Origin of the sequence: Bradyrhizobium sp. AUGA SZCCT0158 (genome assembly GCF_018130065.1) — a bacterium.
GTDB lineage: Bacteria > Pseudomonadota > Alphaproteobacteria > Rhizobiales > Xanthobacteraceae > Bradyrhizobium.
Genome location: NZ_JAFCME010000004.1, coordinates 1 through 26,514, shown reverse-complemented (window position 1 = coordinate 26,514; position 26,514 = coordinate 1). Strand labels below are relative to the sequence as shown.

General features: G+C 58.4%; 24 protein-coding genes and 3 pseudogenes. 17 read left to right on the top strand and 10 right to left on the bottom strand.

Features of this window, described 5'->3' with window-relative positions:
• Nucleotides 1–24: 24 nt before the first annotated feature.
• The 4 genes from JQ574_RS06835 to dusA all read right to left on the bottom strand — a co-directional run bounded on the left by JQ574_RS06835 (nt 25) and on the right by dusA (nt 4,333).
• A complete protein-coding gene (locus JQ574_RS06835) occupies nt 25–1,425 on the bottom strand; it encodes a TRAP transporter large permease subunit (RefSeq protein ID WP_212210830.1) in 1,401 nt (466 codons plus the stop codon).
• Nucleotides 1,422–2,015: a TRAP transporter small permease subunit gene (locus JQ574_RS06830; protein WP_212210829.1), complete on the bottom strand. Its 594-nt coding sequence runs from the start codon at nt 2,013–2,015 to the stop codon at nt 1,422–1,424. Before JQ574_RS06830 ends, JQ574_RS06835 begins: the two co-directional genes overlap by 4 nt.
• A 60-nt stretch (nt 2,016–2,075) precedes the next feature.
• A complete protein-coding gene (locus JQ574_RS06825) occupies nt 2,076–3,197 on the bottom strand; it encodes a TRAP transporter substrate-binding protein (protein WP_212210828.1) in 1,122 nt (373 codons plus the stop codon).
• 140 nt (nt 3,198–3,337) lie between these two features.
• The gene (gene dusA, locus JQ574_RS06820; protein ID WP_212210827.1) at nt 3,338–4,333 is read right to left on the bottom strand and encodes a tRNA dihydrouridine(20/20a) synthase DusA; all 996 of its coding nucleotides are present in this window, start codon (nt 4,331–4,333) and stop codon (nt 3,338–3,340) included.
• Between the two features lie 133 nt (nt 4,334–4,466).
• Between dusA and JQ574_RS06815 the strand changes: the two genes are divergently transcribed.
• The 7 genes from JQ574_RS06815 to JQ574_RS06785 all read left to right on the top strand — a co-directional run bounded on the left by JQ574_RS06815 (nt 4,467) and on the right by JQ574_RS06785 (nt 11,273).
• Nucleotides 4,467–5,561: a site-specific integrase gene (locus JQ574_RS06815; RefSeq protein WP_212210826.1), complete on the top strand. Its 1,095-nt coding sequence runs from the start codon at nt 4,467–4,469 to the stop codon at nt 5,559–5,561.
• Between the two features lie 642 nt (nt 5,562–6,203).
• Nucleotides 6,204–6,533, top strand: a complete 330-nt coding sequence (locus tag JQ574_RS06810; protein WP_212210825.1) for a hypothetical protein — start codon at nt 6,204–6,206, stop codon at nt 6,531–6,533.
• Nucleotides 6,534–6,577: 44 nt separating this feature from the next.
• Entirely contained in the window at nt 6,578–7,342 is a 765-nt protein-coding gene (locus tag JQ574_RS06805) for a hypothetical protein (RefSeq protein WP_212383415.1), read from the top strand.
• Nucleotides 7,343–7,344: 2 nt separating this feature from the next.
• A complete protein-coding gene (locus JQ574_RS06800) occupies nt 7,345–7,839 on the top strand; it encodes a hypothetical protein (protein ID WP_212383414.1) in 495 nt (164 codons plus the stop codon).
• A gap of 51 nt (nt 7,840–7,890) precedes the next feature.
• Entirely contained in the window at nt 7,891–9,180 is a 1,290-nt protein-coding gene (locus JQ574_RS06795) for a serine hydrolase (RefSeq protein ID WP_212210740.1), read from the top strand.
• Between the two features lie 50 nt (nt 9,181–9,230).
• Nucleotides 9,231–10,121 (top strand): NAD(P)H-binding protein, encoded by an 891-nt coding sequence (locus tag JQ574_RS06790; protein WP_312017855.1) that lies wholly within the window; start codon nt 9,231–9,233, stop codon nt 10,119–10,121.
• A gap of 183 nt (nt 10,122–10,304) precedes the next feature.
• Complete coding sequence (locus JQ574_RS06785; RefSeq protein ID WP_212210738.1) at nt 10,305–11,273, top strand: LysR family transcriptional regulator; 969 nt, start codon at nt 10,305–10,307, stop codon at nt 11,271–11,273.
• Nucleotides 11,274–11,301: 28 nt separating this feature from the next.
• Here the strand turns inward: JQ574_RS06785 and JQ574_RS06780 are convergent, their stop codons facing one another.
• Both JQ574_RS06780 and JQ574_RS06775 read right to left on the bottom strand, forming a co-directional pair.
• Nucleotides 11,302–11,520, bottom strand: a complete 219-nt coding sequence (locus JQ574_RS06780; RefSeq protein ID WP_312014763.1) for an aldo/keto reductase — start codon at nt 11,518–11,520, stop codon at nt 11,302–11,304.
• Between the two features lie 360 nt (nt 11,521–11,880).
• On the bottom strand, nt 11,881–12,552 hold the full coding sequence (locus tag JQ574_RS06775) for an NAD(P)-dependent oxidoreductase (protein WP_212210879.1): 672 nt from the start codon (nt 12,550–12,552) through the stop codon (nt 11,881–11,883).
• 187 nt (nt 12,553–12,739) lie between these two features.
• Between JQ574_RS06775 and JQ574_RS06770 the strand changes: the two genes are divergently transcribed.
• Together JQ574_RS06770 and JQ574_RS06765 are read left to right on the top strand one after the other, a co-directional pair.
• Entirely contained in the window at nt 12,740–12,979 is a 240-nt protein-coding gene (locus tag JQ574_RS06770; protein ID WP_212296619.1) for a hypothetical protein, read from the top strand.
• Between the two features lie 364 nt (nt 12,980–13,343).
• Nucleotides 13,344–13,529: a hypothetical protein gene (locus tag JQ574_RS06765; protein WP_212210734.1), complete on the top strand. Its 186-nt coding sequence runs from the start codon at nt 13,344–13,346 to the stop codon at nt 13,527–13,529.
• A 439-nt stretch (nt 13,530–13,968) separates the two neighbouring features.
• Here the strand turns inward: JQ574_RS06765 and JQ574_RS06760 are convergent.
• A pseudogene (locus tag JQ574_RS06760) lies at nt 13,969–14,948 on the bottom strand (sensor histidine kinase).
• A gap of 3,239 nt (nt 14,949–18,187) precedes the next feature.
• Entirely contained in the window at nt 18,188–18,343 is a 156-nt protein-coding gene (locus JQ574_RS06755) for a hypothetical protein (RefSeq protein ID WP_249119168.1), read from the bottom strand.
• Between the two features lie 176 nt (nt 18,344–18,519).
• Here JQ574_RS06755 and JQ574_RS06750 point away from each other — a divergent pair, with 176 nt between their 5' ends.
• The 4 genes and pseudogenes from JQ574_RS06750 to JQ574_RS06735 all read left to right on the top strand — a co-directional run bounded on the left by JQ574_RS06750 (nt 18,520) and on the right by JQ574_RS06735 (nt 20,937).
• The gene (locus tag JQ574_RS06750; protein WP_212210732.1) at nt 18,520–18,681 is read left to right on the top strand and encodes a hypothetical protein; all 162 of its coding nucleotides are present in this window, start codon (nt 18,520–18,522) and stop codon (nt 18,679–18,681) included.
• A gap of 526 nt (nt 18,682–19,207) precedes the next feature.
• Nucleotides 19,208–19,552 (top strand): hypothetical protein, encoded by a 345-nt coding sequence (locus tag JQ574_RS06745; RefSeq protein ID WP_249119167.1) that lies wholly within the window; start codon nt 19,208–19,210, stop codon nt 19,550–19,552.
• Nucleotides 19,553–19,617: 65 nt separating this feature from the next.
• Nucleotides 19,618–20,004: pseudogene (locus JQ574_RS06740) on the top strand (hypothetical protein); the annotation flags it as partial.
• 204 nt (nt 20,005–20,208) lie between these two features.
• On the top strand, nt 20,209–20,937 hold the full coding sequence (locus tag JQ574_RS06735; protein ID WP_212210730.1) for a Crp/Fnr family transcriptional regulator: 729 nt from the start codon (nt 20,209–20,211) through the stop codon (nt 20,935–20,937).
• Here the strand turns inward: JQ574_RS06735 and JQ574_RS06730 are convergent.
• Complete coding sequence (locus tag JQ574_RS06730) at nt 20,934–21,149, bottom strand: DUF6894 family protein (RefSeq protein WP_212210728.1); 216 nt, start codon at nt 21,147–21,149, stop codon at nt 20,934–20,936. The two genes, JQ574_RS06735 and JQ574_RS06730, sit on opposite strands and share 4 nt — an antisense overlap.
• Before the next feature lie 715 nt (nt 21,150–21,864).
• On the opposite strand from JQ574_RS06730, the gene JQ574_RS06725 reads away from it, so the two are divergent.
• From JQ574_RS06725 to JQ574_RS06715, 3 genes are all read left to right on the top strand, one after another.
• Entirely contained in the window at nt 21,865–22,092 is a 228-nt protein-coding gene (locus tag JQ574_RS06725; RefSeq protein WP_249119165.1) for a hypothetical protein, read from the top strand.
• A 155-nt stretch (nt 22,093–22,247) separates the two neighbouring features.
• The gene (locus JQ574_RS06720) at nt 22,248–22,745 is read left to right on the top strand and encodes a ferritin-like domain-containing protein (RefSeq protein ID WP_212210727.1); all 498 of its coding nucleotides are present in this window, start codon (nt 22,248–22,250) and stop codon (nt 22,743–22,745) included.
• A 2-nt stretch (nt 22,746–22,747) separates the two neighbouring features.
• Complete coding sequence (locus JQ574_RS06715) at nt 22,748–24,034, top strand: DUF892 family protein (protein ID WP_212210726.1); 1,287 nt, start codon at nt 22,748–22,750, stop codon at nt 24,032–24,034.
• A gap of 518 nt (nt 24,035–24,552) precedes the next feature.
• Here the strand turns inward: JQ574_RS06715 and JQ574_RS06710 are convergent.
• Complete coding sequence (locus JQ574_RS06710; protein ID WP_249119164.1) at nt 24,553–25,008, bottom strand: DUF421 domain-containing protein; 456 nt, start codon at nt 25,006–25,008, stop codon at nt 24,553–24,555.
• 1,073 nt (nt 25,009–26,081) lie between these two features.
• Here JQ574_RS06710 and JQ574_RS06705 point away from each other — a divergent pair.
• A pseudogene (locus JQ574_RS06705) lies at nt 26,082–26,514 on the top strand (sigma-70 family RNA polymerase sigma factor); the annotation flags it as partial.

Below are 26,514 nucleotides of genomic sequence, written 5' to 3'. Positions count from 1 at the left end.
TCGCAGTAAGTCACTCGGCGCGGGTCAATTCGGCCCGAGCACGGAAGCCGCGACTTTAGCGGGCACCACATATTCGATCTGCACCTTCTTGCGTTCGGCATCCCGGCGTGCCTGCAGCCAGCCTGGAAACCACATCGCGATCGCGGGGAATATCAACACCAGGACCACGCAGAGAACCTGGATGACCATGAAGTCCGCCATGCCGCGGTAGATCAACCGCAGATTCCATTCCCTCACGACCTGCTTGAGATAATAGGCCGACATCGCGACAGGTGGAGACAGGAACGCCGTCTGCAGCACGACCGCGACGATGCAGCCGAACCACACCATGTCGTAGCCGAGGCCCTTGGCCACGGGCGCGAGCATGGGGAGAAAAATAAACACGATCGCCGGCCATTCGAACGGCCAGCCGAGCAGGAATATCAGCGTCAGCAGCAGCGTCATGGTGCCCCAAGCCGGCAGCGGCGAGGCCAGCAGGGCATTGGTCATCCAGCTGGCGGTGCCGAGCCATGCGAACACCGCACCGAACACGTTGGAAGCGACGGCGAGCAGCAGCACCATGCTGGTGGTCGCCATCGTGCTGTAGCAGGCCTGCAGCAAACCGCTCCACGTGAATTTGCCGTAGAGGATGACCAGAAGGATGGCGCCGAGCGCGCCGAGTGCCGCGGCCTCCGCGGCCGTCGTGATGCCGGCCAGGATCGCACCCAGCGTGACGATGGTCAGCACCGTCACCGGAACGAGGCCGACCAGGCACTCCCACAGCACGATCTTGATCGATTCCGGCCGCTCGTCGAGCGGCACCGGCGGACCGAGCTTCGGATTGAAGTGACAGCGGATCAGCGTGTAGGCGATGAACATGCCGGACAGCAGGAAGCCCGGGCCGAACGCGGCCGCGTACAAATCGATGATCGAAATGTCGAGCACTGGTGCCATCACGACCAGCATCACCGACGGCGGAATCAGGATGCCCAGCGTGCCGCCGGCCGCGATCGCGCCCGCCGACATGCGCACGTCGTAGCCAGAGCGGATCATCATCGGCCCGGCCATGATGCCGAGCAGCGCCACCGTCGCGCCCACGGTTCCGGCAGCGATGCCGAACAGCGTCGCGGTAACGATGACGACCACGTAAAGCGCGCCCTTCAACGGCGCAAACAGATCGCGGAACGCCCTGAACAGTCGTTCCATCAGCCCGGCCTGATCGCAGATGAAGCCCATCAGGATGAACATGGGCACCGCGACCAGCTCGTCCTGCTTCATGATGCCGATGGTCTGCAGGTAGGCGAGACTGAGCACCCGCGGCCCCATGCCGATGTAGCCGAACACGCCCGCGAGAAACAAAAGCGTGAAGCTGATCGGCAGACCGATGAAGATCGCCCCCAGCATCACCAGCAGCATGAATAGGCCAAGCAGCTCGAGTCCGGTCATATCTCGATCTTTTCCTTGTGCTCGAACTCGCGCCCGAACTGGATCTGATACCAGCACTTCAGTACTTCGGAGACGCCCTGAAGCATGAGAAGGACCGCCGCCAGCGGGATGGTGGCCCGGAACGGCCACATGATCACGCGCCACACGCTTTCCTGCGATCGCTCGCCGGTGTCCCAGGAATGCAATGCGGCGTCGTAGCTGACCACCATGAAGGTGATCATGACCGGGTAGAACAGCAGGATGTAGGAGATCATGTCGATGATCCCCTTGGTGCGTTCCGAAAAGTTCTCCCAGTAGATATCGGTTCGAACGTGCGCGCCTTTGTAGAGCGCGTATCCGCAGGCGAGCATGAAGGCTGAGCCGTTGGCCATGAAGCTCGACTCGTAAACCCAGGCGGTCGGGGCATTGAACCCGTAACGCATCACGACCTCGTAGGTGATCGTCACCACGAGGAACAGCATCGTCAGGGAGATGAGTTTGCCGGTGACGTCCGAGAACCGGTCAATGGCTCGAATGATCGTGTAGAAGGCGTGTGGAAACTCACTTCCCACGCCAGCAGGATACGAGGCTCCGCCGTCAGTCGACATCATGATCCCCTTGGAAAGCAACTGGCGCCTGTCAATGACGCCAGTTGCGCGCGCGAAAGCGGATCACTTCTTCTGCAGATAGACCTTGTCCTTCCAGTAGTACTCGCCGGCGAAATTATAAGGCGGGAACCAGGAAAGCTTGAACGGGACGATTTTCTCGGCGTAGGCCTTCTGACTGTCCATCGCCTTCTTGTAGAACGGGTTCTTGGCGGCGTACTCGGACTGGATCTTCTCCCACTCGTCGAGGAAGTTCTTCAAGACATCATCCGGCGTGCGATGCAACTGGACGCCCATCTTGAGGAGGTCCTGGCAGGCCTGCGCGGTCTCGCGGTTGAAGGAGAAATTGCGCTGCGTCGTGGCGTAGACGCTGGCAACCTTGATGATCTCCTGCAGATCCGGCGTCAGCTTCTTCCAGACATCGCCGTTGATCATCAACTGGCCGCCGGTGACGGGCTCGTGCATGCCAGGGGTGTAGTAGTGCTTCGCAACCTGGTGCAGACCGAGCTTCTTGTCTTCCTCGCAGTTGATCCACTCGGCGCCTTCGATCACGCCGCGCTCCATCGCCGGGACGATCTCGCCGCCCGGTATGGTGACGACCGACACGCCAAGCCGGCCGTAGGTCTCCGCGCCGATGCCGTAGATGCGATACTTCATCCCCTTGAGGTCGGCGAGGCTGTTGATCTCTTTCTTGAACCAACCCATACCTTGCGGATAGTCGGTCGGAATCGGGAAGCCCACGACGTTGAGCTTGAGGACGTCGCGGTAGAATTCTTCCAGCAGGGCCATGCCGCCGCCGTCGTAGTACCAGGCCCAGTAGTCGCTTCCGTCCATGCCGAACAGCGGACCGTGCGACATCGGGATGGTTGCGGTGTTGCGGCCGAGAATGTAGCCGAACGGCGCCATTCCGACGTCGAGAACGTTCTTCGACGTTGCGTCGAAGACTTCGAACGGGGGAACGATGGCGCCGGCGGGAAGCGTTTCAATCTTGAGGCGACCGCCCGACATCTTTTCGACTGTCTCGGCCCACAATTTGAAGATGAGGTGGAAGTTCGCAGATGCTGGATGGGTCGATTGGCCCTTCAATACCAGGGGCTTGGGAGCCGGGGTCTGAGCCTGGGCTGGCTCCGTAAAGGTGGCGGCGAGTCCGAGGGCAGCAGCCACGACGATAGACGTGTACCTGAGCATTCTCTCCTCCCTTTTGGCAGCAATTTCTCCTTGGTTGATGTTTTTTTGATTTTGTGAGCTGAGGTTACGGACGGGATGATTGCGCTGTCAAGGCGATATCTGTCGGACCGGCAACTGAGCCGGTGGAAGATGGTGTGGCGTCACGCCGCGATCGAGGACGCCGCGCTGATATCAACCAGCGCAATCGCATCGCACAATACGTTGGCGCCGGCGCCTTGCCTGACGCCGTTTTCGGCGAGATGGCGGCGGAAGGCACGCGCCCCCGGCACGCCGTGAAAGGCGCCGACGAAGTGCCGCGTCATCGAATGCAGCCGCGTGCCCTGCCCGAGCTGGTTTTCGATGTAGGGCATCATCGCGTCGAACACATCCTTCATGGTCGCATGCGGCGCCGCCTCGCCGAACAATTCCGGATCGACATTGAGCAATCGCCACGGCTCCTGATAGGCCGCCCGCCCCAGCATCACGCCATCGACATGGGCAAGATGCGCCTTCGTCTCGGCGAGGCTGCCGATCCCGCCATTGATGATGACGGGCACGTCCGGCAATGCCGCCTTCAGCCGATAGACCCTGTCGTAATCGAGCGGCGGAATGTCGCGGTTCTCCTTCGGCGACAAGCCGTTGAGCCAGGCCTTGCGGGCGTGCACGACCAGCGCATCGGCCCCCGCAGCAACGACGCCGCGCGCCAGCACGTCCAGCGCCACTTCCGGATCCTGGTCGTCGATGCCGATACGGCATTTCACCGTGACGGGAATGTTCACCGCACGCTTCATCGCCGCAACGCCGTCCGCAACCAGCGCCGGCTCCGCCATCAGGCAGGCGCCGAAGCGGCCGTCCTTTACCCGGTCCGACGGACAGCCGACGTTGAGGTTGATCTCGTCATAGCCGAAATCCTCGCCGATCTTCGCAGCCGTGGCGAGATCGCGCGGATCGGAGCCGCCAAGCTGCAGCGCCACCGGATGCTCGCTCTGGTCAAAGCCGAGCAGCCGCATTCGGTCACCATGAATGATGGCGCCGGTCGTCAGCATCTCCGTGTAAAGCCGCGCACGCCGCGTCATCAAACGGTGGAACACGCGGCAATGCCGGTCAGTCCAATCCATCATGGGCGCCACAGAAAAGCGATAGTCTTGCGATTTCAACGATTTACCCTATGCTCTCAAGGGGATGAAACACGAACGTGTGCACTCCAAACTAGCCAAAATTGCACACGTTTGTACCTGTTTTGACCTCTCAGTGCACACATAGTGCACACGAAAGTCGGAGTGCACACGCGTGGCGACCTTCACCCAATTGACTTCGGGAAACTGGCGCGTCCAGGTCCGCCGGAAGACCCGCTATGTGGCCGAGACCTTCCGCCGACGCAAGGACGGAGAAGAATGGGCGCTCGAAATGGAGCGCAACATCGACCGGAACGGATCGGCTAAGCCCCGCGCGGTGCGCAACGTTCGCACGTTCGGCGATCTGATCGACCTGCACGATGAGGACATGCACGAGGTTGGAAAGCCCCCTCGCCGCTCAAAAGCTGCCGTAATGGCATCGCTGAAGACTCAGCTCGGCAGCGTGAAGCTTCCCGCACTGAATCGAGAACGACTGATCGAGTTCGGAAGGAAGCGCGCCAAGCAAGGCGCCGGCCCCGCAACGTTGGCGATCGATATGTCTTTCATCCGAACAATCATCACACATGCCGCCGCTGTGCACGGCATCGAGGTTTCCGCCGAGGAAGCTCGCCTCGCGCGGGTCGCATTAAGTCATCTCAATCTGGTCGGAAAGAGCAACGAGCGTGACCGACGCCCCACCCAAGACGAACTCGACGAATTGATCGAATATTTTGAGACGAACCGTCGGCAATTCATACCGATGGGACGGATCGTCAGATACGCCGTGGCGACGACTTTGCGCCAGGAAGAGATCTGCAAACCCGAGTGGCCACTGGTCGACATGAAAAAACGATTAGTGGTCATTCAGGACAGAAAGGATCCAAGGAACAAGGACGGGAATGACCAGAAAGTACCTCTGCTCAATCTAACGGGCTATGACGCGTGGGAAGTCGTGCTTCAGCAACGGATTGTCACTCGAGGTTATGGACGGATTTTTCCTCATAATCACAAATCGGTAAGTGCGGCATTCACCCGGGCCTGCGATGAACTCAAGATCGACGACCTGCACTTCCACGATCTCCGCCACGAGGGAACGAGCCGTCTGTTCGAGGCAGGACTTCCAATCGAAAAAGTCGCTCTGGTCACCGGACACAAGGATTGGCGACAGCTTCAGCGCTACACCAATCTTAAGGTTGAAGATCTTCTTAAGCTGCAATACGCGAAGCAGCCGTCTATGGAAGAATTCATGGAGACGTTAGCCGCGTCCTGATGGCGTTAAGCATGCTCGGCAGGCAGTTCATGTCTAGCTCTTAATTCGCGTAATGAACCTTATGCGAAATGGCAGGAGCGCCTCGTGCATGATCCGTTGTGTAGCGATCGACCCAAATTGAGTCTGGTGAACCCTATCTTGAGTCCAGCTTTGGAAGTTGAGTCTGGCAAGATGTAGCGTTCGCTCTAAATCTGCATTCGGTTCGCGATATTCCTGCACAACCCTCTATTCAAAGCTGCAAGGCGCCCCCGCTTCGCTCGCGAGAGCCTGGCTGCAGCGTAAAACCTCGGCTGCCTTGCTTTGGTTTGCCATCCAACCTGTCAGCGATTTCGCGGGTGCACTGCAAGCCATCGGATCCGCCGTCCGGCGTCACTCCGGATGAGGCGGTCGCCCGCCCGATTGCGGCCGGCTCCGAGCGGCGCGAAACCGCTTCGATTCGACAGTCCGAATAGTCCGAAAAACCGGCGAGCTGCGTATCGGGCATACTCGGTCGGGAGCGTCGGGCATTTCGTGGGATTTGAACCGCTGACTTGGCAACGTCACCGCGATCACCCTCCTCCGGCCCGACCGCCTCCTCGGCCACGGCGACGGGCTCGGCCGCGCTGAAACCGCGGAGCCAGCGAGTGCGGCAATTCCTGGCTGGTGCGGAAATGGCACCTGCATGATGTGCGGCGGCGCGAGTATCAAAATGGCGACGAGGTCACTCGAGAATTGCGCAGCAAAACCTTTTTGGTCAGTTCATTGATGCTGAGCTTGCCGAGAACATCGGACGTCTGCGCATTTGGACGAACCGTTGCGCAAGCGGTGAACCGAGCCTTTGCGATGTCGGCGTTGAGCACGGATTGCCGCGTTAGCGGCTATTCCGAGGAGAAGCTTTCTGGGCTGACCGACCAGATCTGCCTCGAGCAGACCTCTATGACGGCAACCGCGAATCTCGCCCGATCTCGCCAACCTTATCCGGGCCACGAATAGGCCGCCGCACGCGTCGCAGGCGGTTTCTAGGAGCTGCGACGGTCTTGCCGCAAGAAGCCGCAATCTGGCCAGGCCGCCACGACGCGTCCAGTATCGAGGTCCAGTTGCGCCAGGACGTGAAGGATCATGTGATGGACCGGCATCAGGAGAAATACCTGGCTGCCCTGGCCGCTGATCTGGAAACGATGCCGCCGGAGGTCGTTCTGGGGCGCGTCGCCAGATTCTTGCGGCACGACCTCCGCAAGATCCTGAGCGAACCGGATTGGCGCGACCTGCCTTGGCATGTCGATCACAGATGCTCCGGTTGCGATTATCTCGGCTACAAATGGTCGACCGAGGAGGACGCCGCCGCGGCTATCCCGACCCCGCCGGCGCGCGCCCAACAGGCACAGTCGGCCTACTGTTGGACCATGGCGAAGGACCTGGACCATCCCAGCCGCGTAGCCGGCCTGATCGAGGGTGCGCGCGGCAAGCTTCTCGAAGGCGGGATCACGAATGTTCAAAGCCTTTCAGCAGCGTCGGCAGGCAACATCGTCTTCGAATCGCATCAAACCCTCCGCGCAAAGCGAACAGTGCTCGTCGCCCGCGGTCTAACTTTGGTGAACACCCTCCCCGCAGCCATACCGGATCGGGCCGGCACATCGGCCGTCTTGCCGAGCTTCTCCGACATCCGCGTCAACATTTCCGCGGACTTTGACGTTGGATCGGGCCTGACCTTCGCGTTCGGATACAATATCTCCTACGGCGTGCCGAACGCACAAATGCTGGCTATGGCAGAGCGTTTACCAATCGCGACCGCGCCTTGTTAGTCTTGGAGCGCTCAGTTGACGCCGAGGGAGAGATCCTGCGTCAGTGGCTCGAGTTCATGATGCAGGATATCGCCCGCGCACGGGCCGATACGCTCGCAGGCTATCGGCTGTTCGATCCCAACAAGCGAGACGTCACGATACAATTCTATATCTGGGATCGACTGGTCTTCAATCACCTCTGCCGCATCATGGGCAGGCATCTCGATATCGTGCAGGCTCCCGTTCGCATCGGCGGCACCGACGTCAGCCCGATGTCTTGGCTGTTTCCGGGGGAAACCGTACTTGAGGACGCAAGATACACCAGCGTTTCGTCCCCCCTAACGATCGTCTCCGAGATCGTGAACAGCCTCGTCGCGGCCCCCGTTCCTCACCACTACGGTCTCGTCAGCCTGGCCAACGATCTCGATGCCGACCGCCGCGTCCGCACCGACGGATCGGCTTGGGCATTCAACGTCAACAAGTTAATCGCACTCACGGCCGGCTTTGCACGCAGCTAATACCAGACGATCGCCGCAGAGCCGGCACTCAGGTTGTTTGAAGGGATCGAAATGCTGATCGATCGTCGAAACGTTCTGCAGTCCGCGAGTCTTATCGCCGCGGCCTCGATGGCCTCCGCTGGTTCCTGGCGGGCTATCGCCGCCGGCGAAGGGGCGACGCGACAGCCATCAAATTCCGTGGCGTTGGATGCCTTGATGCAAAAAGCCGTCGACAGCGGCACAGTTGCCGGCGTGGTTGCGGTTGGCGCATCGGCGAACGGGATCGCCTATCAAGGTGGTTTTGGGAAGGCTAACACGGCGGATGGCACGCCGATGTCCATGGACACCGTATTCTGGCTGTTATCGTTGACAAAGGCGTTCACGGCGGCCGCCTGCATGCAACTCGTGCAGCAGGGTCGTGTTCACCTCGATCAGGAAGCTTCGACGATACTGCCTCAGCTCGCAGAACCCAAAGTGCTCGAAGGCTTTGACGGCAACGGCCAACCACGGTTTCGCCCCGCCAAGCGGCCGATCACCGTCAGGCATCTCCTTACGCATACGTCCGGTTACACTTACTCGATCTGGAGCGAGCAACTGACCCTGTATGAGAAGGTCACGGGCATGCCGGACATCGCGACGTGCCAGAATGCCGCCTTCGCCGCTCCACTGGAGTTTGACCCCGGCGAACGTTGGCAATACGGCATCGGCATGGACTGGATCGGCAAGTTGATTGAGGCCGTGAGCGACCAATCGCTGGAAGTCTATTTTCGGGAGAACATCTTTTCTCCTCTCGGAATGAGGGATTCCGGCTTTCTGATCGGCAGCGCGCAAAAGCGGCGAGTGGCCACACTTCACAATCGACAGTCTGACGGCACGCTGGTTCCGGCTGCATTCGAGATGCCTCAGCGCCCGGAGTTCTTCATGGGTGGAGGCGGCGCCTTCAGTACGCCCAAGGATTACATGACATTTCTTCGCATGTTGCTGAATGGCGGCACCTTGAACGGCGCACAGATTCTCCGCCCTGAGACCGTTGCATCTATGATGCAGAACCAGATTGGTCCGCTCGACGTCATCGAGATGAAGTCGGTTCAACCAAGCTTCTCGAACAGCTTCAATCAATTCCCGGGCCAAGCTCACAAGTGGGGCCTTTCGTTCGACATCAATCAGCAGGCGGTAGTCAGCGGACGAAGCGCAGGCAGCATTTCCTGGGCAGGTCTGCTCAACTGTTATTTCTGGCTCGATTCGCACAAGAAGGTAGCAGGTGCCTTGTTCACGCAGATGCTGCCGTTTTTCGATGATCGGGTCGTGGCGCTCTATGGCGACTTCGAGCGAGCGTTGTATCGCGAGCTCAGCCGCGCCTAAGCCCCTCCCCCAGATCACTCCAACAAAGATAAGCACGCGAATGGAGAACTATGATGTACGCCATAACGGGTATCACGGGGAAAGTCGGAGGAGAACTCGCCCGCACACTTCTAGCCCAGGGCCAACCGGTTCGGGCCGTCGTGCGAGACGAGAGCAAGGGCGACGCCTGGGCCGAACTGGGGTGTCAGGTTGCAATTGCCGAAATGGAAAGCGCGGCCGCTTTGACCCGCGCCTTCACCGGAGCAACAGCTGCTTTTATTCTTCCCCCCTCGGAATTTGATCCCGAACCTGGATACCCCGAGGCTCAACGTGTGATTAGCAACGTTGTAAGCGCGCTCAAGTCTGCCGAGCCCGGTAGAGTCGTCTGCCTGTCGACAATTGGCGCCGACGCGATCAAGGATAACCTCCTGTCGCAACGGACCATGATGGAGGACGCGATTACGAAAGTCGGCTTGCCGCTGACCATCTTGCGGCCAGGCTGGTTCATCGAGAACGCACTGTTGGACGTCACGTCTGCACGCGACGCCGGCATCATTCAGAGCTTTCTGCAACCGGCGGACAGGCCGTTTCCGATGGTTGCCACCAGGGATGTCGGACGTGTAGCGGCTGAACTGATTCAGGAAGGCTGGAGCGGAAAGCGGATCGTCGAGCTTGAAGGTCCACGCCGCATTTCGCCGAATGATCTCGCAATGTCATTCGGACGCGCCTTGGCAAAGGTCGTACGCGTCCAATCCGTGCCTCGCGACACTTGGGAAACGCTCTTCCGCTCGCAAGGAATGAAGAACCCCCAGCCACGCATCAGCATGCTTGACGGCTTCAACGAGGGCTGGATCGAGTTCAAAGAACGGGGCGCGGAGGCGATCAAGGGACGCATTGACGCGGACGCAGTCATCGCCGGTCTTCTTTCGACGGACAGACGTGATGAGATCCTCAAAGCATAGCTTCGTCACCAAGGCGTCTCAATCCCAAGACTTGGCTTCGGCACCTATCGGATGTCCGGCGTGAGCTGCCAGCCCGCCGTCGAGAGCGTAATTGCGGTTGGTTATCGTAGTCGAAGCCAATTGTTGACAGGCTCGCAACATTTCTGAAACATTAGTTCATTAATCGAACGGTGGGAGGCGGGCATGAAGTTCGATGGCCGCTTGGTAGCGAACGTAGGTGTCCTGGCAGCGATCGTGCAGGGAGGCAGCTTCGCGCGGGCGGCCGACGCATTGGGCTTGACGAGGTCTGGCGTGAGCCGAGCCGTTGCGCGCCTCGAAGCAAGCGTGGGAGTTCGGCTGCTCGATCGAACAACGCGCTCGGTGTCCTTAACCGATGAGGGCCGGCGCCTTTACGGTGAGATTGGGCCGCTGCTTTCTGGCATCGAAGATGCTTTCACTCAGACTGCGAGTTGCTCGGCCGCGGTTCGGGGCCGCCTTCGGCTTAACGTCAGCGCTTTTTTTGCGACCACGATGTTCGCTCCGCATGCTGGCGAGTTTCTGGAGCGATATCCGGAGCTTTCGCTGGAACTTATCGCGCGTGATCAGCTTGGAGATCTTGTCGCTGAAGGGTTCGACATCGCCATTCATTTCGGAAATCCGCCTTCCTCCTCGCTCGTTTCCCGCAAACTCCTCGAAACTCGTACCGTGACGGTTGCTTCCCCATCCTACATCCAAAGGTTTGGACAGCCCAAGCATCCCTCGGAACTGACCACGCACAATTGCATTCAGGTGAGGAATGCCTTAAGCGGCGACCCCCTCCAGGACTGGGAATATCGGCAAGGACGCAAGGTCGTTTCTGTTCGGACAACGGGCCGCATTGTCGTCACCGAATTTGGGCCAGTAATTGGAGCTTGCCTTGCCGGAGCTGGCATTGCACGGGTTAAGGCCGTCGGTCTGCAAGACTTGCTTGCCAGCGGCCGCTTGATCGACGTCCTGCCCGACTGGCCAGGACAATCATTTTCACTTTTCGCATTGTACCCGGGAGGCCCACATCCAGCCGCGAAGGTCCGCGCATTCATCGACTTCGTCGTCGAGAAGATCGGCAGGCCGCGCAACGAGAAGATTTCGAGCAACCCAACGCACATCGAAATCGATCACGACAAACAGGTCTAGCACTCTTTTGCTGATGCAGATCTCTGTTTCATCTACCTGCTGTCACACCCAGGCCGTCGAGCACTTGCATATTCCGCTCGGACAGCTCGATATCACAGGCGGCTATATTTTGCTCTAGATGTTGGAGCGACGATGTGCCTGGAATAAGAACGATTGCCGGGGACTTCTTCAACAGCCAAGCGAGCGCAACCTGCGCCGGCATCGCACCTCGTCGCCGGCAGATTTTCCTTGATCGGTCGGTGCACACGTCGTGCTCACGCCGCCTTCCAACTGATTGAAGAGATTGAACAATCTATCCAATCCATTCATGGGGGAGTTTGAGTTGGGGCCAGCCATCGAGAGTTAGCTAGATCAAGCTTCACACATCTCAGCGGCTGCTTTGCGCCAACAGCGGTCGGTCACGAGTGCTCTGATATAGGAGTGGCAATTAAATTTACGCTGCGTTCCGAGCGGCGACGGTGTCGGTCCCTGCCGCAGCGAGCGCGGACTACCTCGGCAAGGCAATCGATCGATCAATCGGCACCATCGACCAAGCTGTGATGGAGACTGCTTTTCGAACTGGTACGCAGGATCCATTTCGAACCACCCCTAGATGCGACAACCGTTGTCACCATGTGATCAACGGGGAACGATGCAGCCAAGCATCGGCATGCAGTTGATCCAAGACGAACGTCGCAACGTCTGCTCGCGATATGCTTCCGCCATGGAAGCCTGAAAGATCCGCCAGGACCCGGACCGACCCGTGCCCGGGCTTATCGTTCAGGACGGAGGGACGAACGAGGATACAGTCAAGTCCGCTGTCTCTGACGATCGTTTCCTGCCGATTCTTGTCTGCGTAGACCTTCTTCAGCAGAAGCGGAAAGATCACGTTGTCGAATAGGAAGCCACCGTGTCCGGCACTATCCCCGGCGCCAATCCCCGTGATGCACACCAGGCGAGAGACGTGCTCGGCCTTCATCGCTCTGACAAGCGCTCGCGTGGCGGTCGAGAGAAGCGTTACTTCACGGAAGAGGCTCGCCGGTGTACCCAGCGCGCTGACGACCGCGTCCTGACCTTTGAGGGCTTCCCGCAGCACTTTTTCATCGCGGACGTCACCGACTATAAGTCTGGCACCTTTCAACCAGCTCGCCCTCTCCGGTGACCGCACCAGCGCGGTGACCTCCTGCCCGCGCTCCAGCGTCTGGTCGACGATGAGACGGCCGGTACCGCCGGTGGCTCCAAGAATCAGTATCTTCGATCGGGGAGTCTTGGCGCCATTTTCGGCGCGTCCAGCGTGAATTGTCTTTGAGGAGAAGGACTATGGCCAAGAGGACGTTTCCCGACAAGGAATTGAGCGCAAAGGCAATCAAGGCCCTAATGGACGCCCGGTGCTTGCCTTCCGGTCCTCAGCAACTTGACGCTCTCAAGAAGGCAGCCCAGGTTCGCGACGCCGCTGTTCTCGGCCGAGCTCGCAGGGCCAGCGGATCATGCCCGATCCTGAATTTACCACATCAGTTTCCGAAAAAGAGGTCGTGGTTGTTCATGTGAGGCACGGCCACGTCTTCAAATTTCCAATTCTATCAAACGGCACAGTCACGCTGAACGGGTCTCATATCGACCGAAACCCATCGGCCACAACAGAGGCCGGACGATTTTTGTTTGAAGCTCATACCGCAGCACGAGTCGCCCTGGATCGCGGGCGGTTGGCGAATGAGAAATCAAACTGACTTCGATTTCTCTGCTCGCTTTTCTCTGTTCCGATTGTTGTTTGGTGCGTAAAGACTTTGCCGATGGTGGGAGATAATAACAGGCCTTGGACAGCAGAAGACGATCACCGGCTGCTTGAATTACGAAACAGCGGTAGATCTTATCTTTCGATAGCAGTGGCCATGAGACGTTCGATCTCTGCAATTAGAAACGTCCGAGCCCCGGGCAGCCCGGACAAAATCCACCTCCAGCCATACTGAGAAATGATGCGAACTCGTCGTTCGAACCTACAGACGATTGGAACCGATAAGGCCGGAATGAATCAACCTAATCAATCGATTGCAGAAAGCGATCCTTTGGCCGACACCGAAGAGACACCCCAGGTTGGCGATCGCTTTCGTTAAAGCACGCTTGGTGCTGAACGTTGCCCCGGGGCTCGCAGGCAAGGTCGGTACGGTCATCAACCGACGGCCCGACAGCAGCATCGTAATTGTTCGTTTCGATGGTAATCGGAATTTAACCTCTCTCCACCGCGAATACATCGAACCGACCGAGGCCAAGGCACAATGATGGAACCGGCGCGTTGGATTTGTAGTCTCGTTGTTGGGCGCGTATCCTGCCCCGCGGTTAGGCTAGGCGGCATCTCCTTAGCTCACCGTCGGGCCGCCTCATCTCAGGACTAAGGCCACACGGGCGTTACACCGCATGGCCTTTAGCAGGGACTGTCCCGCTCCTCGCAAGGATTCTGTCACCGGCAAATAACTGCGGAACAAGCAGAAGCGTTCCCGGCTACTCATCGTACTTTTAAATTTTCCGCGGATTCCTTGCCCCGGTTCGCAACGACTTCGTAGCTCGCCTTCGCGCCCTCGGCAGGGCCGGTGAAACCGGCTTTCCGGAGCGTTACATGCGATGCAAGGACTATTCCGAGCTGCGCTGCTACCCCTATAGCCGGCATCGAAAGTGCAAATAAGAACTGGCTCGGTTTGGGACCGGCAGCATCGTCCCGTCTCTACTTGGCGAGCTGATCTTTGGTCATATGAAGCGTCACAATAACACCCTCCGCGCTCCAATCGCATGAAATTGATCCGCCAAGGTGGACCGTCATGCCGCGATTGAGCAGCTTGCTTCCATAACCGCCTTCCCAATCGGAGACGCAACCGGCGGGCCACCGCGCTCAGTCCATACTACCACCACCTCAGTGTCATGAGCAGCGCAGGATATATCCAATGTGCCAGTCGGTGAAGATAGCGCGCCATACTTTAGAGAATTGGTGGCTAGTTCATGAATAACGAGCGCGAGCGTTGTGGCTGCTTGCTCGCCCACGCCCATGCGAGGGACTGACACTCGGACGCGACCGCTAAACGCCCCCATGTCGTCATATGGTGCAAGCAGTACCGTCAACAGATCGCCGAGAAGGGCAGCTTTTCCTCCCTGACCTGGAAGCGGACGGACAAGATCATGGGCGCGACCCAACGCGGTGAGCCGATGTGTTAGTTCTTTCGCCATTTCGGCCGTTGTCTTTGCGGACCGCGAAGTAATGGCCGTGAGACCGGATGCAATGGCTAGCAGATTTTTCACCCGATGGCTCATTTCACCCGCCAGTAGCTCGTGACCTTCCTCAGCCTGCTTACGTCCAGTGACGTCGAGGAAAATCCCGTACATGATACGACCGACGATATCCGCATCGTTGCCCTGGCCTCGAGCCGACACCCACCTCACCTCCTCGCCGACCATGATTCGGAAGTCGATTTCATAGGCGCCGATGATAGCGCGTGTGGCCGCAAAAGCGGCTTTCACGCGGTCGCGGTCCGCGGGATGAATATGCGAAGAAAGGTCATCGAACGTCACGGATCCGCTGAGCGGCACGCCCCAAAGATGGAAGGCTCTTTCGTCCATCGTGAAGCGATTGGTGTCTACGTTCCACGACCACAGTGCGACTCCCGCAGCAGCAATCGCCAAACGTAACTGTTCCGCATCCCAGACTGGCATGCCCGACTTCCCCAGGGGCCTTGCGGAAATCTTCGGAACAGGAGCCGCCTCAAACAGGCTGTCACCTTGCGCTTCCATGTTTTTTCCTAAGCGATCTGAACTTTACCGGGCGCGGACGATTAGGCCGGTAGCAACAGCGATCCAGCTAAACAGGCCGAGTTGATGATCTGGGAAATCGTAGCATTGGAACCAACTCCGCCGACATCAAATGGTTCGGACAGATGTGTTCGCTTCCCGACAAATCATGGTGTAGGGCCGGCGCTCATTTAATGGAAAAAACAGACCAATGATTTGAGAAGCGAAACGTGCGGTCGTCCCTTATCGTTGGAGATGAATTGCCGTCCGATTAAACACCGTCAGAATGATCGAAGAGCAGGATTGAAGTCCAAGAAGCGGCGAACGCAGATGAGCCATTGCAATTCTGGATCCAAAGGCCGGGCAGTGCGGAAGGTCTCAAGCTTGATGCAAAAGAAACGGCCCCAGCGCTAAGGGGGAAGCGCGCTGGGGCCGGTTAAGTTGTCCGTGTCCTAATGTCCTTTCAGACAAACCATCAACGCAGGGCATTGCCACTTGTTCCCGATCACGGACGGCTCATGAAAACGCACCCTTGGCCTGTAGCATCGCGGGAGCCACGGGTTTTTCGTCCAAATGGGTGAGCGGCCGGAGCGGTAAGGCGCTACGCATCGGTCTTCAGCGAGCTTGGGGTGGATCTCGCCCGGGCCCGGACAATACACAGACGACCTCTAATCGCAGAGGCCGAGCGTCTCATGGCCACCGCTATCGAAAGATAAGATCTGCCGCTGTCTCGTAATTCAAGCAGCCGGCGATCATCCTCCTCCGTCCAAGGCCTGTTCCTACTTCCAACCATCGCAAGTTTCACGACGTCAGGGCGATACGACGTGGCGTTAATTCAAGGCGCAGGGCTCCGTTCCAAACGGGAGGCAAGCGCCGGAACGAATTCCTGGGTCGGGGTCTTGCCTTGCGTGGGTCTATATTATTTCGACATTCAAATAGGGGACGCACCATCGATACGTAATGCCGGTGACGCATCATTGTTCCCCAAGGGGGCGGCGCCGATCGATGCGGAAGGGCCACCGCTAGCGGACAAGCTGCACGCGCGGCTACATGGTTATTCGGCGGCTGCAAGATGCGTTGATGCGCCGGCTACTTCCCGTATGGCTGACATTACTTGATCCGTCGCGGTCTGTTGGATCATGTGGCCGTTCCCCGCGAGCCTGTGGAACTTGCTCTGAGCAAGGTCGGAGTGAAGTCGGGTCGACTGACTTTCGATGTCGATCGACTGTCTTCCTCGCCGGCGATGATGACGACTGGCATTTCCAAATGCGAATACTGACCGGCCGCGGGGCCGTGATGAGCTTCACCCACGCGCAAACGGCCCCAGCGCTGATACGCAACGCTGCACCAAGGCCGCCAACCCAATGGGGGTTTTCTCCCGGTCGGAGGCTGAGGAGTCTTCCGGGAGCGCGGAGTCGATTCCTGCCGGGCCGGATCGTTCCTAGCGTCAGGAAGAAAGCCCCGCCGGTTAGGCGGGGCTAAGTCGAGATAAGCATCCAAAAACCCGCGCGAGCGGGCAGCTAGAGCCTAACAGGTTCAAAGCGGCAGTCCACCCAGACCGAACCTTCAAAAACGCTGCCATCGCCACTTGTTCCCGAGATGAACACCACTAATGTGATCTCGGTGATCAGTAATGACACCCCGCGAACGAAAAGACATGCCCTGGCTTTTGATGGCGTTTGCACTCGTCATTCTGGTCATCATCTGTGGCGCATTTCTTCGCTGATCTTAAGCGGTAACGTCTGCCAGTGGCCGCTAATTCTTGCGGTCGACATGGTGGAATTCTCCTGCCGTATGGATATGGCCGGCGGCTTCGAACCTCGTCACGGAGGTCGTTTGCTGTCTTGATGGCGTCCGCGGGCGCATCTAATTCCATTCGGCCCGCCAGATCGCCGTCACCGCGACGGGATCGCCAGCGCGTTCCTTACCAGCCACCAAAAATGGGAAGGCCCAGCATGGGGTTCCGTGTGCCGCCTTGCCGCGAAATAACGCGAAACTCGGTCATTGCCACTTGTTCCCGATTCCAAGCAACCTTGTCCTCTCACGGACGTATTCTCCGACTGGGGCATCGCAATTCCCAGATCTGGTGCAGCGCCGCCAAGCATCATTCAGCTTGGTGGCGTTGTGCTTGGACGGCCCATTTCGGCCGCCAATTCAGTTCATTCTTTCGAACGAGAACTTGATTTGATGTGCATGAGAGTGCCGACATCTGTTCGGACTTCATTTGAGTTGAAGCCCCAACGGACGCCTCAAGACGTCTCGAGAGCCCGCATCGAGGGGACACTTCGCACTATCGGTTGGATTCATAAAGCTCCGCGGGGGAGACCGGGGAAACGTTGCAACGGTGCGGCCTCCCCTTGGCGTCATACCGCTAACCCATTTGGGTGAGACGCCTTGTCCGCCGAGTGAGTGGGGAACCAAATTTCACTTTAGCACTTACTGACTCACCTTTGGCGGGGTGAGCAATGAACTACTTTAGCAGCGAAAAACTATCAGGACCGGAGACGCCCGAGGAGCGCAGATGCCGGTGTGGAGCACAGCCCAAAGTGGTCCGCAAGATAATGGACTCAACGCGTGGCTCACAGTACGAATGTTTGAATGTCGAACGCAGCTGGTCCGAACCTAAAGACTAATCTTTTCCGATGAAGCTCCTTACGGAATATCTGGATCGGGCCGTGGCATTAGAACGCCTGGCGGCGGGTGAGCAAGATTCGATCTTCAGAACGCAGTTGCTGGAGCAAGCGTCGGCCTACCGGAAGCTAGCAGCTAAGCAGGCTAAGGATTTTGGCTTGCCACCGCCCAGCGCGCCTGAAGTCACATGAGGCGGGCATCTTGCCAATCCGTCGTGGTTGGAACGAGCGCCGGCCTTCGAAATTGTAAACCTGTGCCGGACAGCTCCTCCGGCACGACCTCTCGAAGCCGACGGCCTCAGCTTGCCTCCCGCGCTGGGGCCGTCTCATATGCCAGCGTCTTGAGCCGGTTCTCGGCATCGGCCATCGCCTCCGCCTTCCGCGCCTTCTGAATCAAAACGTCCTGTTCTCGACCAGGCTTGATGCGGCCGGCCGCAGCTCGCGCGTCTTCCGCAAACTTCAGAAGGCGCATTTCCAATGAAGTCGATGGCCTTGTCCGATTGCGTGTCATCACACACCTCGCAATATCGCGGGCTATCGGGCCGCTCGCGCCCGCTTTTTCTCGACCCGCACTCCCTTGAATTTTTGCGCCGCCTTAGCCTTTTTTGCCGGCTTCTTCGCTGCCATGAACTCGCCGCCCTTCTTGCTGCGCTTGGTCCATGCGGCGGCGCCGCCGAGCGTGGTTTTCACTGCGATCGCTTCTTCACTGCACCCTTGCGGGCATTGTCGCCTTTCGGCTTGTTGACTGCCATTCTGTCGTCTCCTTGACCGCTGCGGGAAAAGCACGCAACCGGGCAAAAGGTTCCAATGGAGGAACAGAGAACGCGTGCGGGCGTTGTAGGGGCAATCAAGATCGGGTGGCCATCATGTTAGAACTAATGGCGTTGGCGACCGCCGCCGTATCGATCCCGACAATCGTCGTGCTTGGCCTGTTCCGGCTTGCTGAGTTGAAGCGAGCCGAAGGCCTGGAAATCCTGCCCCAGGTTGACGAATGGCTCGCGTCTGAGGAACTGCATTCGCCGAACTAAAGGAGGCGGCCATGCTCGCGATTGTCGCAACGCTCTGCGGCCTGGTAACCCTCGCCGCAATGGTCGGGGTGATGCACCTAGCTGACCGGATGGTCAGCCGCCGGCTATCAAACCACCCGTTCGTCAAAGGGTCTGCGCGGGACCCATTCTTTTAAATATGGTTGCCTCCCCCCACTGCCGTGTAGAACGACCTTCGGGTGTTCGCTGCAGCGGCAGTGACAGGGTCAAAGCGATGGTCGGGCCGCCACGCCGGAAAGCGTGCAGCCCCGTGGATCATCCGTCATCTGAGCACCCGCGAGCCCCGTTGCGTGTCGAACCCGCCATCCCAGTTCGCATTAGGCGAAATATCTGGGGGCTGCGATGGCCTTTTTTGGTTCTCTTAGCCTACTTCCTTCTTGGCCTTTGGGGAGGTTTGCGTTCAGGGAATTAAGAGCCCCGGGACCGACACGGCCGCCGGAACGAATCGGCGCGGGTCCGCTTGAATCCGGGGTCTGTTGCGTGGAGTTGCTTTGATGCGTAAGTCCAGTTGGACGCCGTCGATCGTGCCCAACGGCCACGACAGACGGTCTACCTGGTGGCCGATAATTTCGGCAAGCTCGGCCGCGCCTGGTGCGAGACCGACTATGAGACGACCGACCTCGAGACGGTCATCCAGGACCTGCTCACGGGGCAATATAGCAACCCGATCCGCGTTATCGCCTTCAACACCGCCGAGCGCTGGTCGGAAGACGTTTCCGAGGACGTCGCCCATGAGCTGCGCCGGCGCTGCGATCTGCAGGGGCGCGACATCCCGTTTTTCCTGCAAGACTTCACCGACCGCTTCGAACGCTACCACGACGTGCAGCCGCCGCTGCCGACACATCTGGTGTGACCCATGGCCTTTCAGCGCAGGAAACCGGCGGCGATCGGCGTCAAGGCGCCCTTCCCTGGATTCATGGCCGCGGTAACAACTGGACCAAGAAAACCTGCGCCCAGCGGGAGACATTGACGATCGCCGGCTTCGCCCTCGACGGCAACGACTGGGACGGCATCTATGTCGGCCGGCGCAAGGGCAACGACCTGATCTACGCCGGCAAAGTCGACCACGGATTCGACAAAACGTCTGCTGCCGAACTGCGACGCCGCCTGACGCCGCTGATCCGCAAGACCCAGCCCTATGCCAAGCGCATCGCCCATATGGGAATTTGGGTCGAGCCCCACCTACTCGTCGAGATCGAGTACAGGGCGAAGTCCGCCGAGCGCAAGGTGCGACACCCGATCTTTAAAGGACTGCGGATTGCGCCTTGTTGCGCTTGGCGGTGGCGCTGCCGAGCTTCGTCTTAGCTGGGTGCGCTTCTTATCGCGCCGTTGCGCGCATTGTCGCCGTTCGCGTCGGCCGACGCGGGCCTGTTCGGCTGACATCGTCAGCACCACGGTCGCCGCTCTGCCTGGCCGGGGGTTCCGGAACCCAGCTCGCTCGCCGCTGTTATCATCTACCGACATTGGACGTCCTAGGACTCCGGTTCGGGTCCCGAGCAAGGACGGTCGATGACGGCACATCTAGCGGCTGCGTTGATAACAAAACTCACCGTCTCCAACTTTCTCGATGAGGAAGACATCGAGGCGCTCCGACGGCTGCCCATACACCAACGCGAGTTCAAGGCGAGGGAAGCCATCGTGTCCGATGGTCAGCGTCCCCACGAGTGTTGTTTGATCGGGGAAGGTTTTGCCTTTCGCTCGAAAACGACCGTCGAAGGCCAGCGCCAGGTTCTTTCCATTCACATTCCCGGCGAGGTTCCGGATCTCCAAAGCCTTCATCTGAAGGTCATGGATCACGATCTTACGACACTAACCCCCTGCACGCTGGGATTTATACCCCATGCCGCGGTGATGGGGCTGAACAGGGAGCGCCCTAACGTTGCTGCCGCCCTCTGGAGAGAAACACTGATCGATGCTGCGATATTCAGAGAATGGCTCCTGAGTCTGGGTCGTAGATCTGCGGATGCTCGAATGGCGCACCTGCTGCTCGAACTCCATCGAAGGCTTAACGCTATTGGTCGTGCGCGGGAGTTGGAATTCGAGTTGCCCGTTACCCAAGCCGATCTAGGCGACTGCCTGGGTCTTTCGACTGTGCATGTCAACAGAGTACTGCAGCAGCTTCGAAGAGAGGGTCTGATTGAGGTTCAAAGAACGAATTTCCGCCTGGTCGACCCTCCGGAACTGGAGAAGTTGGCTGAATTCGATCCATCTTATTTGCATCTGTATCCGGGGAACTAAGGTTCAATCCTTCGGGCGGTAACGTCGATTCTGAAAATCGGTTTTTCTTCCCGCTTGACCTCAAGCGACCAGTCTCCGCCTTCTGACGAGAGCGTCGATTCAATGTCCCTGACAGTGAGAATGGCTTCATGCCATGCCGCCGCGTCGCTCGCGAGTTCTTCCGAGTGTAGAAAGTTCTGGCCGTTCGTAATCTGAAAGGAATAGCGCGTCATCCAATCCGAACAGACGCGGGGACGCGTTGTTCCTATGGCAACAATCTCCCGAAAGTTAACCGTTGTTATAGAGTTTCGAACCATAGAGCCTAAGCTCATCACCGCCGTAAGGGCTTAAGCATCTTTCGGTGGTGAGGACGCCAACTGCGCTCCCGCCTTACTCCAACGGAAGAAGACCAGCGCGATGCCGCAGCAACGCCGCCGTTTTAAGCACACTCAGACTTTTGAAGAACGACTAGCCGAGGAAGCTCAGCGCTTCAGGGAGGCCGCGGAGAACGCCCCGCCGGGTTTGGCCCGGGAACTTCTTCTCAAGCGGGCTCGGCAGGCTGAAGCGGCTTCTCACATGAGTGATTGGCTAAAGTCGCCCGGACTACAGCGACCCACCTAGTTGCCATGACTCGGAGGTATTGCGCCTAAGTCGTGGGCGACGCCGGCCATATCCGCAACCGCATCGAGATTCCATGCGACAATGATGAGGAAGCCCAACTGCGAACTGAGCTATTGGTTGATGGCAAGAGGCGCGTCGGATTGCGACCTTCGAACCCAAAGAGCAGCGCGCATTGCTGGCGCGAGTAAGGCAAGTCAGTACAAAAGTGTACATAGCCCGCCAATGGACCACCAACGGCGCTAGTCGGCCTCCGACCCGCACTTAGCAACCATTGAGTTGCCAGACTGTTGAGCAGTTGCAGCGCTCCCGCTGTGAGGAGACAGCGAGATGCTATTTTACCCCTTCTATCCGGCCCTCATGTTAGCGGTCGAAGCTCAGAACGTCATCGACATGCGCCTATGGAAGATCGCTACCGGCGGCGTTCATGCTGCGAAAGAGACGCAACTGATGGTTTCCGAAAAGATCGATGCCGCAGTGGAAGCTAGCGCGATGCTTGATGGGCGGCAAGACCACGGGCGAGGTCATCGACTTCTATCGCAAGCAAGTGGCAGCTAATGCGACGCGGCTTATCTAATGCCGCGGCGGCATGTACCGCGTGCGGGATGGGCGGATACAAGGATCATCTTCGTCCTAAAGAAGCGCGCGGATACAATAGGAACGATGAGCGGCGCGTCTCGTTGGACGGTCTCCTACGAACAATGGAGACGGCAATGACCACCACAGCAAAGGACGTATACGTCGTCGGCCTGCGCAATGCGCACGCGATGGAAGTACAGGCGAGAGAACTGATGGAGCGTCAATCGGAACGACTGACCGACTATCCTGAGGTAAGGGCGCGGGTGAAAGAACATCTGGCAGAAACCAACAACCAGCTCAGTCGTCTTGAGCAATGCCTGCAAGCGTGCGGAGAAAGCAACTCCACCCTCAAGGACACTGCGCAATCCGTGATGGCCAACATGATGGCAATGACCCATGCCATGGCTGGAGACGAAATTCTCAAGAACACCTTTGCCAATAACGCTTTTGAGCATTTCGAGATCGCCGCATATAAATCGCTCCTGACGCTATGCGACAGCGCCGGTCAAGGCGGCTCTCGCTCCCTGCTGGAGCAGAACCTCAAGGAAGAGGAGCGCATGGCAGCCTGGATTGATGCCAACGTTGCAAAGGTGACTCAACAGTATCTCGCGATCGAACAGAAGGCGGCATAATCATGTATCATCACGTCAAGAAACTGATGTTCACCGTGCGCGTCGACGAGCCGGACGTTCGATTTGGCAACATGCTGCTGGAGCAGTTCGGCGGCGCCAACGGCGAACTGGCTGCAGCGATGCAGTACTCGATCCAGGGATTGAATTGCGAAGACCCTGACCGCAAGGACCTCCTGATGGATATCGGGACCGAAGAGCTCAGCCATCTCGAAATCGTCGGATGTCTGGCGCGCATGCACCTCAAACCCTCGAAGTTCGACCGCCAGGCAGCCGAAACCGACCCGCTGATTGCGATCGCCGGCGGCGGCGGCGTCAATCTGTTCAACTCGCAAGGCAATCCGTGGACCGCGGACTACCTTAAGATCACCGGCGAACTCGACGTCGACCTGCGCAGCAACATCGCGGCGGAAGCTCGGGCAAAGATCGTCTACGAGCGGCTCATCAATTTCTGCGACGACGCCGGCACCAAGGATGCGCTTCAGTTCCTCATGACCCGGGAAATCACCCACATGAAGGCTTTTGCCGCAGCCCTGGAAAGCATGAAAAAGCCGGCGTTCAGCATCGGCAAGCTCGCCCCGACGCCGGGGCTGGTAAATCAGTTCTTCAACGATTCCACCGGAGCCGGCGACGAAGGCGAGATCGACACGCGTGGTCCCTGGAACCAGGGCGGCGACTGGGAATTCGTGGAAGCGCCCGCCTTCTCGCAGTCTGAGGCCGGCATCAATGGCGGCGCGCATCCGATCAAGACCGAAAGTTCGCCTCCCCTCGCGCCAGAGGGCATGGCCGAGCTTCTGGTCGACGAATTGCGGGACATCCTGCACGCAGAGAAGCAACTGACCAAGGCGCTGCCCAAAATGGCCAAGGCGGCGCGGTTCGATCGCCTGCGAGAGCTTTTCGAACAGCACCTGATCGAAACCGAGGAGCAGATCGAGCGGCTCAACGAATGTTTCTCGCTGCTCGGCGAGACCGCCCGCGCCAAGCCGTGCAAGGGCATGATGGGTCTGGTGGAGGAAGGCCAGGAAGTCATGGAGCAAGGCGCGGACAAGGAGGACGCGCTTGCCGATCTCGCCCTAATCGGGGCGGCGCAGCGGGTCGAGCACTACGAGATTTCCGCGTACACGACCGCTAAGAACCTTGCCCAGCAACTGCGCCACAGCGCCGTGGTGGAATTGCTGTCAAAATCTCTGGCGGAGGAGGAAAACTCCGATCAACTGCTCAATCAGGTGGCACGCAGCCTGATGTCGGTTGCCCAGATGCCGGCGGCAGTCGAGCGTATCGAAGTCGAATAAGGGCTACCGGCCGGTGCACCGTTGCAAGCGCGCCGGCCGCCTTTCGTGCGTGGAACGCGAGTTCGAGGAAGCGAACAAGTGCAAGCTGTGACAGCACGCAAATGAGTGATCATCGTCCTCCCCTGAACGACGATCGTAGCCCACTGCTGGATTTGATCACGTGCATTGTTTGCATGCAGACGATGAAGATCGAGAAGGCCGACCCGGACGACGAAGGCAACGACCTCATTCATTACCGGTGCGGCATTTGCCGGGCAGTTGAGACGGTACGGCTTATTCGCCGCCAGCCTCCGATTGGCCAACCGAAAAGATCCTTGTGAGAAGCATTCAGTGAAACCCCGCCTGAGCGACGCTACTGGCCTGTTTTGGCCCCGATTCCCAGCATGTACCACTAGACTTGCATTACTGGGCGCGGCAGGACCGAGAGCGACGTCTCAAGCAAATCGCCCCCTAGAGAGCGTCGCTGGAGAGAGGATCGATAGGCCCTGCTCTCCCGGCGCATATTCGCTCGCGTTATCTCAACCGGGTTTAGCTCGTGATTTCGGTTTCGAGCTTTCCTTTGAATCCGATTTGATCACACTCAATTCTCCGTTTGCCTCCAAACAGGCCTCTCGAACCTCGGCGAGTTGGGAGACTCCTTGTTGTCGCAACTGACCCCTTAGCTCTTCCTCGGTAATAAACTCCTGGCGCATATTACGACGATTCATCTTGCCACCTTTTATAAGCGGAAGCGGCGGAGGAGATAAAAGCCGCTCAAACACTTTAAAGCGGTAGCTGATCCAATTGAGAAACAGGTTCCAGAATACGATAGTGAGGACCAGAACTATACCCTCAGTAATGGACTTATATTCTCTGGCAAATCCGTTCTGTGCGGCGTCGGCTATCACGACGATAACAAGTATGTCGGCAATTCCAATGGTTGAGGTCTGACGCACCATCACAAAGCGTAAGATAATGAAAAGCGACAGGTACATTACTGTGCCCCGCAATATCATCTCCGCAATGGAATGCGTCGGAATTATCAGTTCCGCCCATTCGATTAAGAGTAATCTGTCCAAGTTGTCCTCGAATTGCCGCTTGCCTGGATGAAGACCTTCGTCCCATGACCGAAAAATCGAACTTAGGAATCAGCCCGGTCAGGTCGCCTATGCGTTGCATCGAAGTTAGTTCGAAGGATTGCTTAACATCACCGATCCAAATCTTTGGGGCGTTGTCGGGGGTCGACCGACGATCGCTACGCGAGGCAAAATCCCCATCTGCAAATCCTCCGTTAAGGTGTCTAAATACTCGACGACGTCGAACGTTCCTGTACGCGTCTTTAAGGCTGGCCCCTCCAAGTGTGGTCTTCAGCTCAGGCCGCTTTCTAATGCGCCCTTGCACCGCATCTTTAGGCGATGAGTTGCAACCAGCGGCATGGAGCAGCGTTAGACCACTACCGCCGAGCGACAATCGGACGCAAACGGGGATGTTGGACGCGGAGCATTTTTCCGGTTTCTGCCCGCGTCGGTACGCGCTGACAACTCACCCGTTTCCGGTGAGTGCACTTTTTCAACCGCTCGTTCCCGCCGTTTTGGGAAGATTTTCAGACCGAGGGCGAGATTTCCACCTGGACGCCTTCGCATCGGGCACTCCACTGGAACAAAAAGAATTGGGTGCGGTTGAGTGCGCGAAGCCATCGCCCGCCGTTCAAAACGGCGCCTGTCGCGGATAGCCAAAGGTCTCCGGACCCGCTGTTATTCCTTCAAGAGCGCTCGCGCGGATAGCCAAAGGCGATGGCTACATTTCGTGCGACTCGCACGAATCCAACTTGCACCCTCCCGATGATGACCTAGCCATGCTGGCATAGCGCTAACTGCGCTCATGCTTGTGATAGGCGGACTGTGTCGACCCGCCCGGACCCTCGGGATCTCCGCCCGAACCGACCACTACCACGAAAACTTTTGGCGAGACGGCAAATTTTTGCATTGAGCTGAAACCTAAGACGGGTTTTCGCATTTTGATGTGCGCCATGGCCATCGAGGACTTGTTCCAAGGCGGAGGTGTAAAAATGGAAAGGACTTCAGCAATTTCGTTGCCATCCGTTGACCGCGGACTTTCCCATTATCTTTCGGAGATTCGCAAGTTTCCGATCCTGCAGCCGGAGCAGGAACTCAACTATGCCAATCGGTGGCGTCAGCAAGGGGACCGCGAGGCCGCCTACCATCTCGTCACCAGCCATTTGCGCCTCGTTGCTAAAATCGCCATGCGATACCGAGGCTACGGACTTCCAATAGCGGATATCATTTCGGAAGGAAACGTAGGCCTGATGCAGGCGGTGAAGCGCTTCGATCCGGAGCGCGGCTTTCGCCTTGTTGTATGCGATGTGGTGGATCAGGGCCTCCATTCAGGAATACATCCTGCGCGCCTGGTCGCTTGTGAAGATGGGGACCGGTACGGCTCAGAAGAAACTGTTCTTCAAGCTTCGCCGAACCAAGGCGGAG

Coding starts and splice junctions, on each gene's coding strand:
- JQ574_RS06835 (WP_212210830.1), bottom strand. CDS start 1,425: ATGACCGGACTCGAGCTGCTTGGCCTATTCATGCTGCTGGTGATGCTG.
- JQ574_RS06730 (WP_212210728.1), bottom strand. CDS start 21,149: ATGACGCGCTATTCCTTTCAGATTACGAACGGCCAGAACTTTCTACAC.
- JQ574_RS06785 (WP_212210738.1), top strand. CDS start 10,305: ATGAAGTTCGATGGCCGCTTGGTAGCGAACGTAGGTGTCCTGGCAGCG.
- JQ574_RS06715 (WP_212210726.1), top strand. CDS start 22,748: ATGTATCATCACGTCAAGAAACTGATGTTCACCGTGCGCGTCGACGAG.
- JQ574_RS06795 (WP_212210740.1), top strand. CDS start 7,891: ATGCTGATCGATCGTCGAAACGTTCTGCAGTCCGCGAGTCTTATCGCC.
- JQ574_RS06830 (WP_212210829.1), bottom strand. CDS start 2,015: ATGATGTCGACTGACGGCGGAGCCTCGTATCCTGCTGGCGTGGGAAGT.
- JQ574_RS06770 (WP_212296619.1), top strand. CDS start 12,740: ATGCCCGATCCTGAATTTACCACATCAGTTTCCGAAAAAGAGGTCGTG.
- JQ574_RS06735 (WP_212210730.1), top strand. CDS start 20,209: ATGACGGCACATCTAGCGGCTGCGTTGATAACAAAACTCACCGTCTCC.
- JQ574_RS06750 (WP_212210732.1), top strand. CDS start 18,520: ATGTTAGAACTAATGGCGTTGGCGACCGCCGCCGTATCGATCCCGACA.
- JQ574_RS06720 (WP_212210727.1), top strand. CDS start 22,248: ATGACCACCACAGCAAAGGACGTATACGTCGTCGGCCTGCGCAATGCG.
- JQ574_RS06790 (WP_312017855.1), top strand. CDS start 9,231: ATGATGTACGCCATAACGGGTATCACGGGGAAAGTCGGAGGAGAACTC.
- JQ574_RS06825 (WP_212210828.1), bottom strand. CDS start 3,197: ATGCTCAGGTACACGTCTATCGTCGTGGCTGCTGCCCTCGGACTCGCC.
- JQ574_RS06710 (WP_249119164.1), bottom strand. CDS start 25,008: ATGTACCTGTCGCTTTTCATTATCTTACGCTTTGTGATGGTGCGTCAG.
- JQ574_RS06725 (WP_249119165.1), top strand. CDS start 21,865: ATGCTATTTTACCCCTTCTATCCGGCCCTCATGTTAGCGGTCGAAGCT.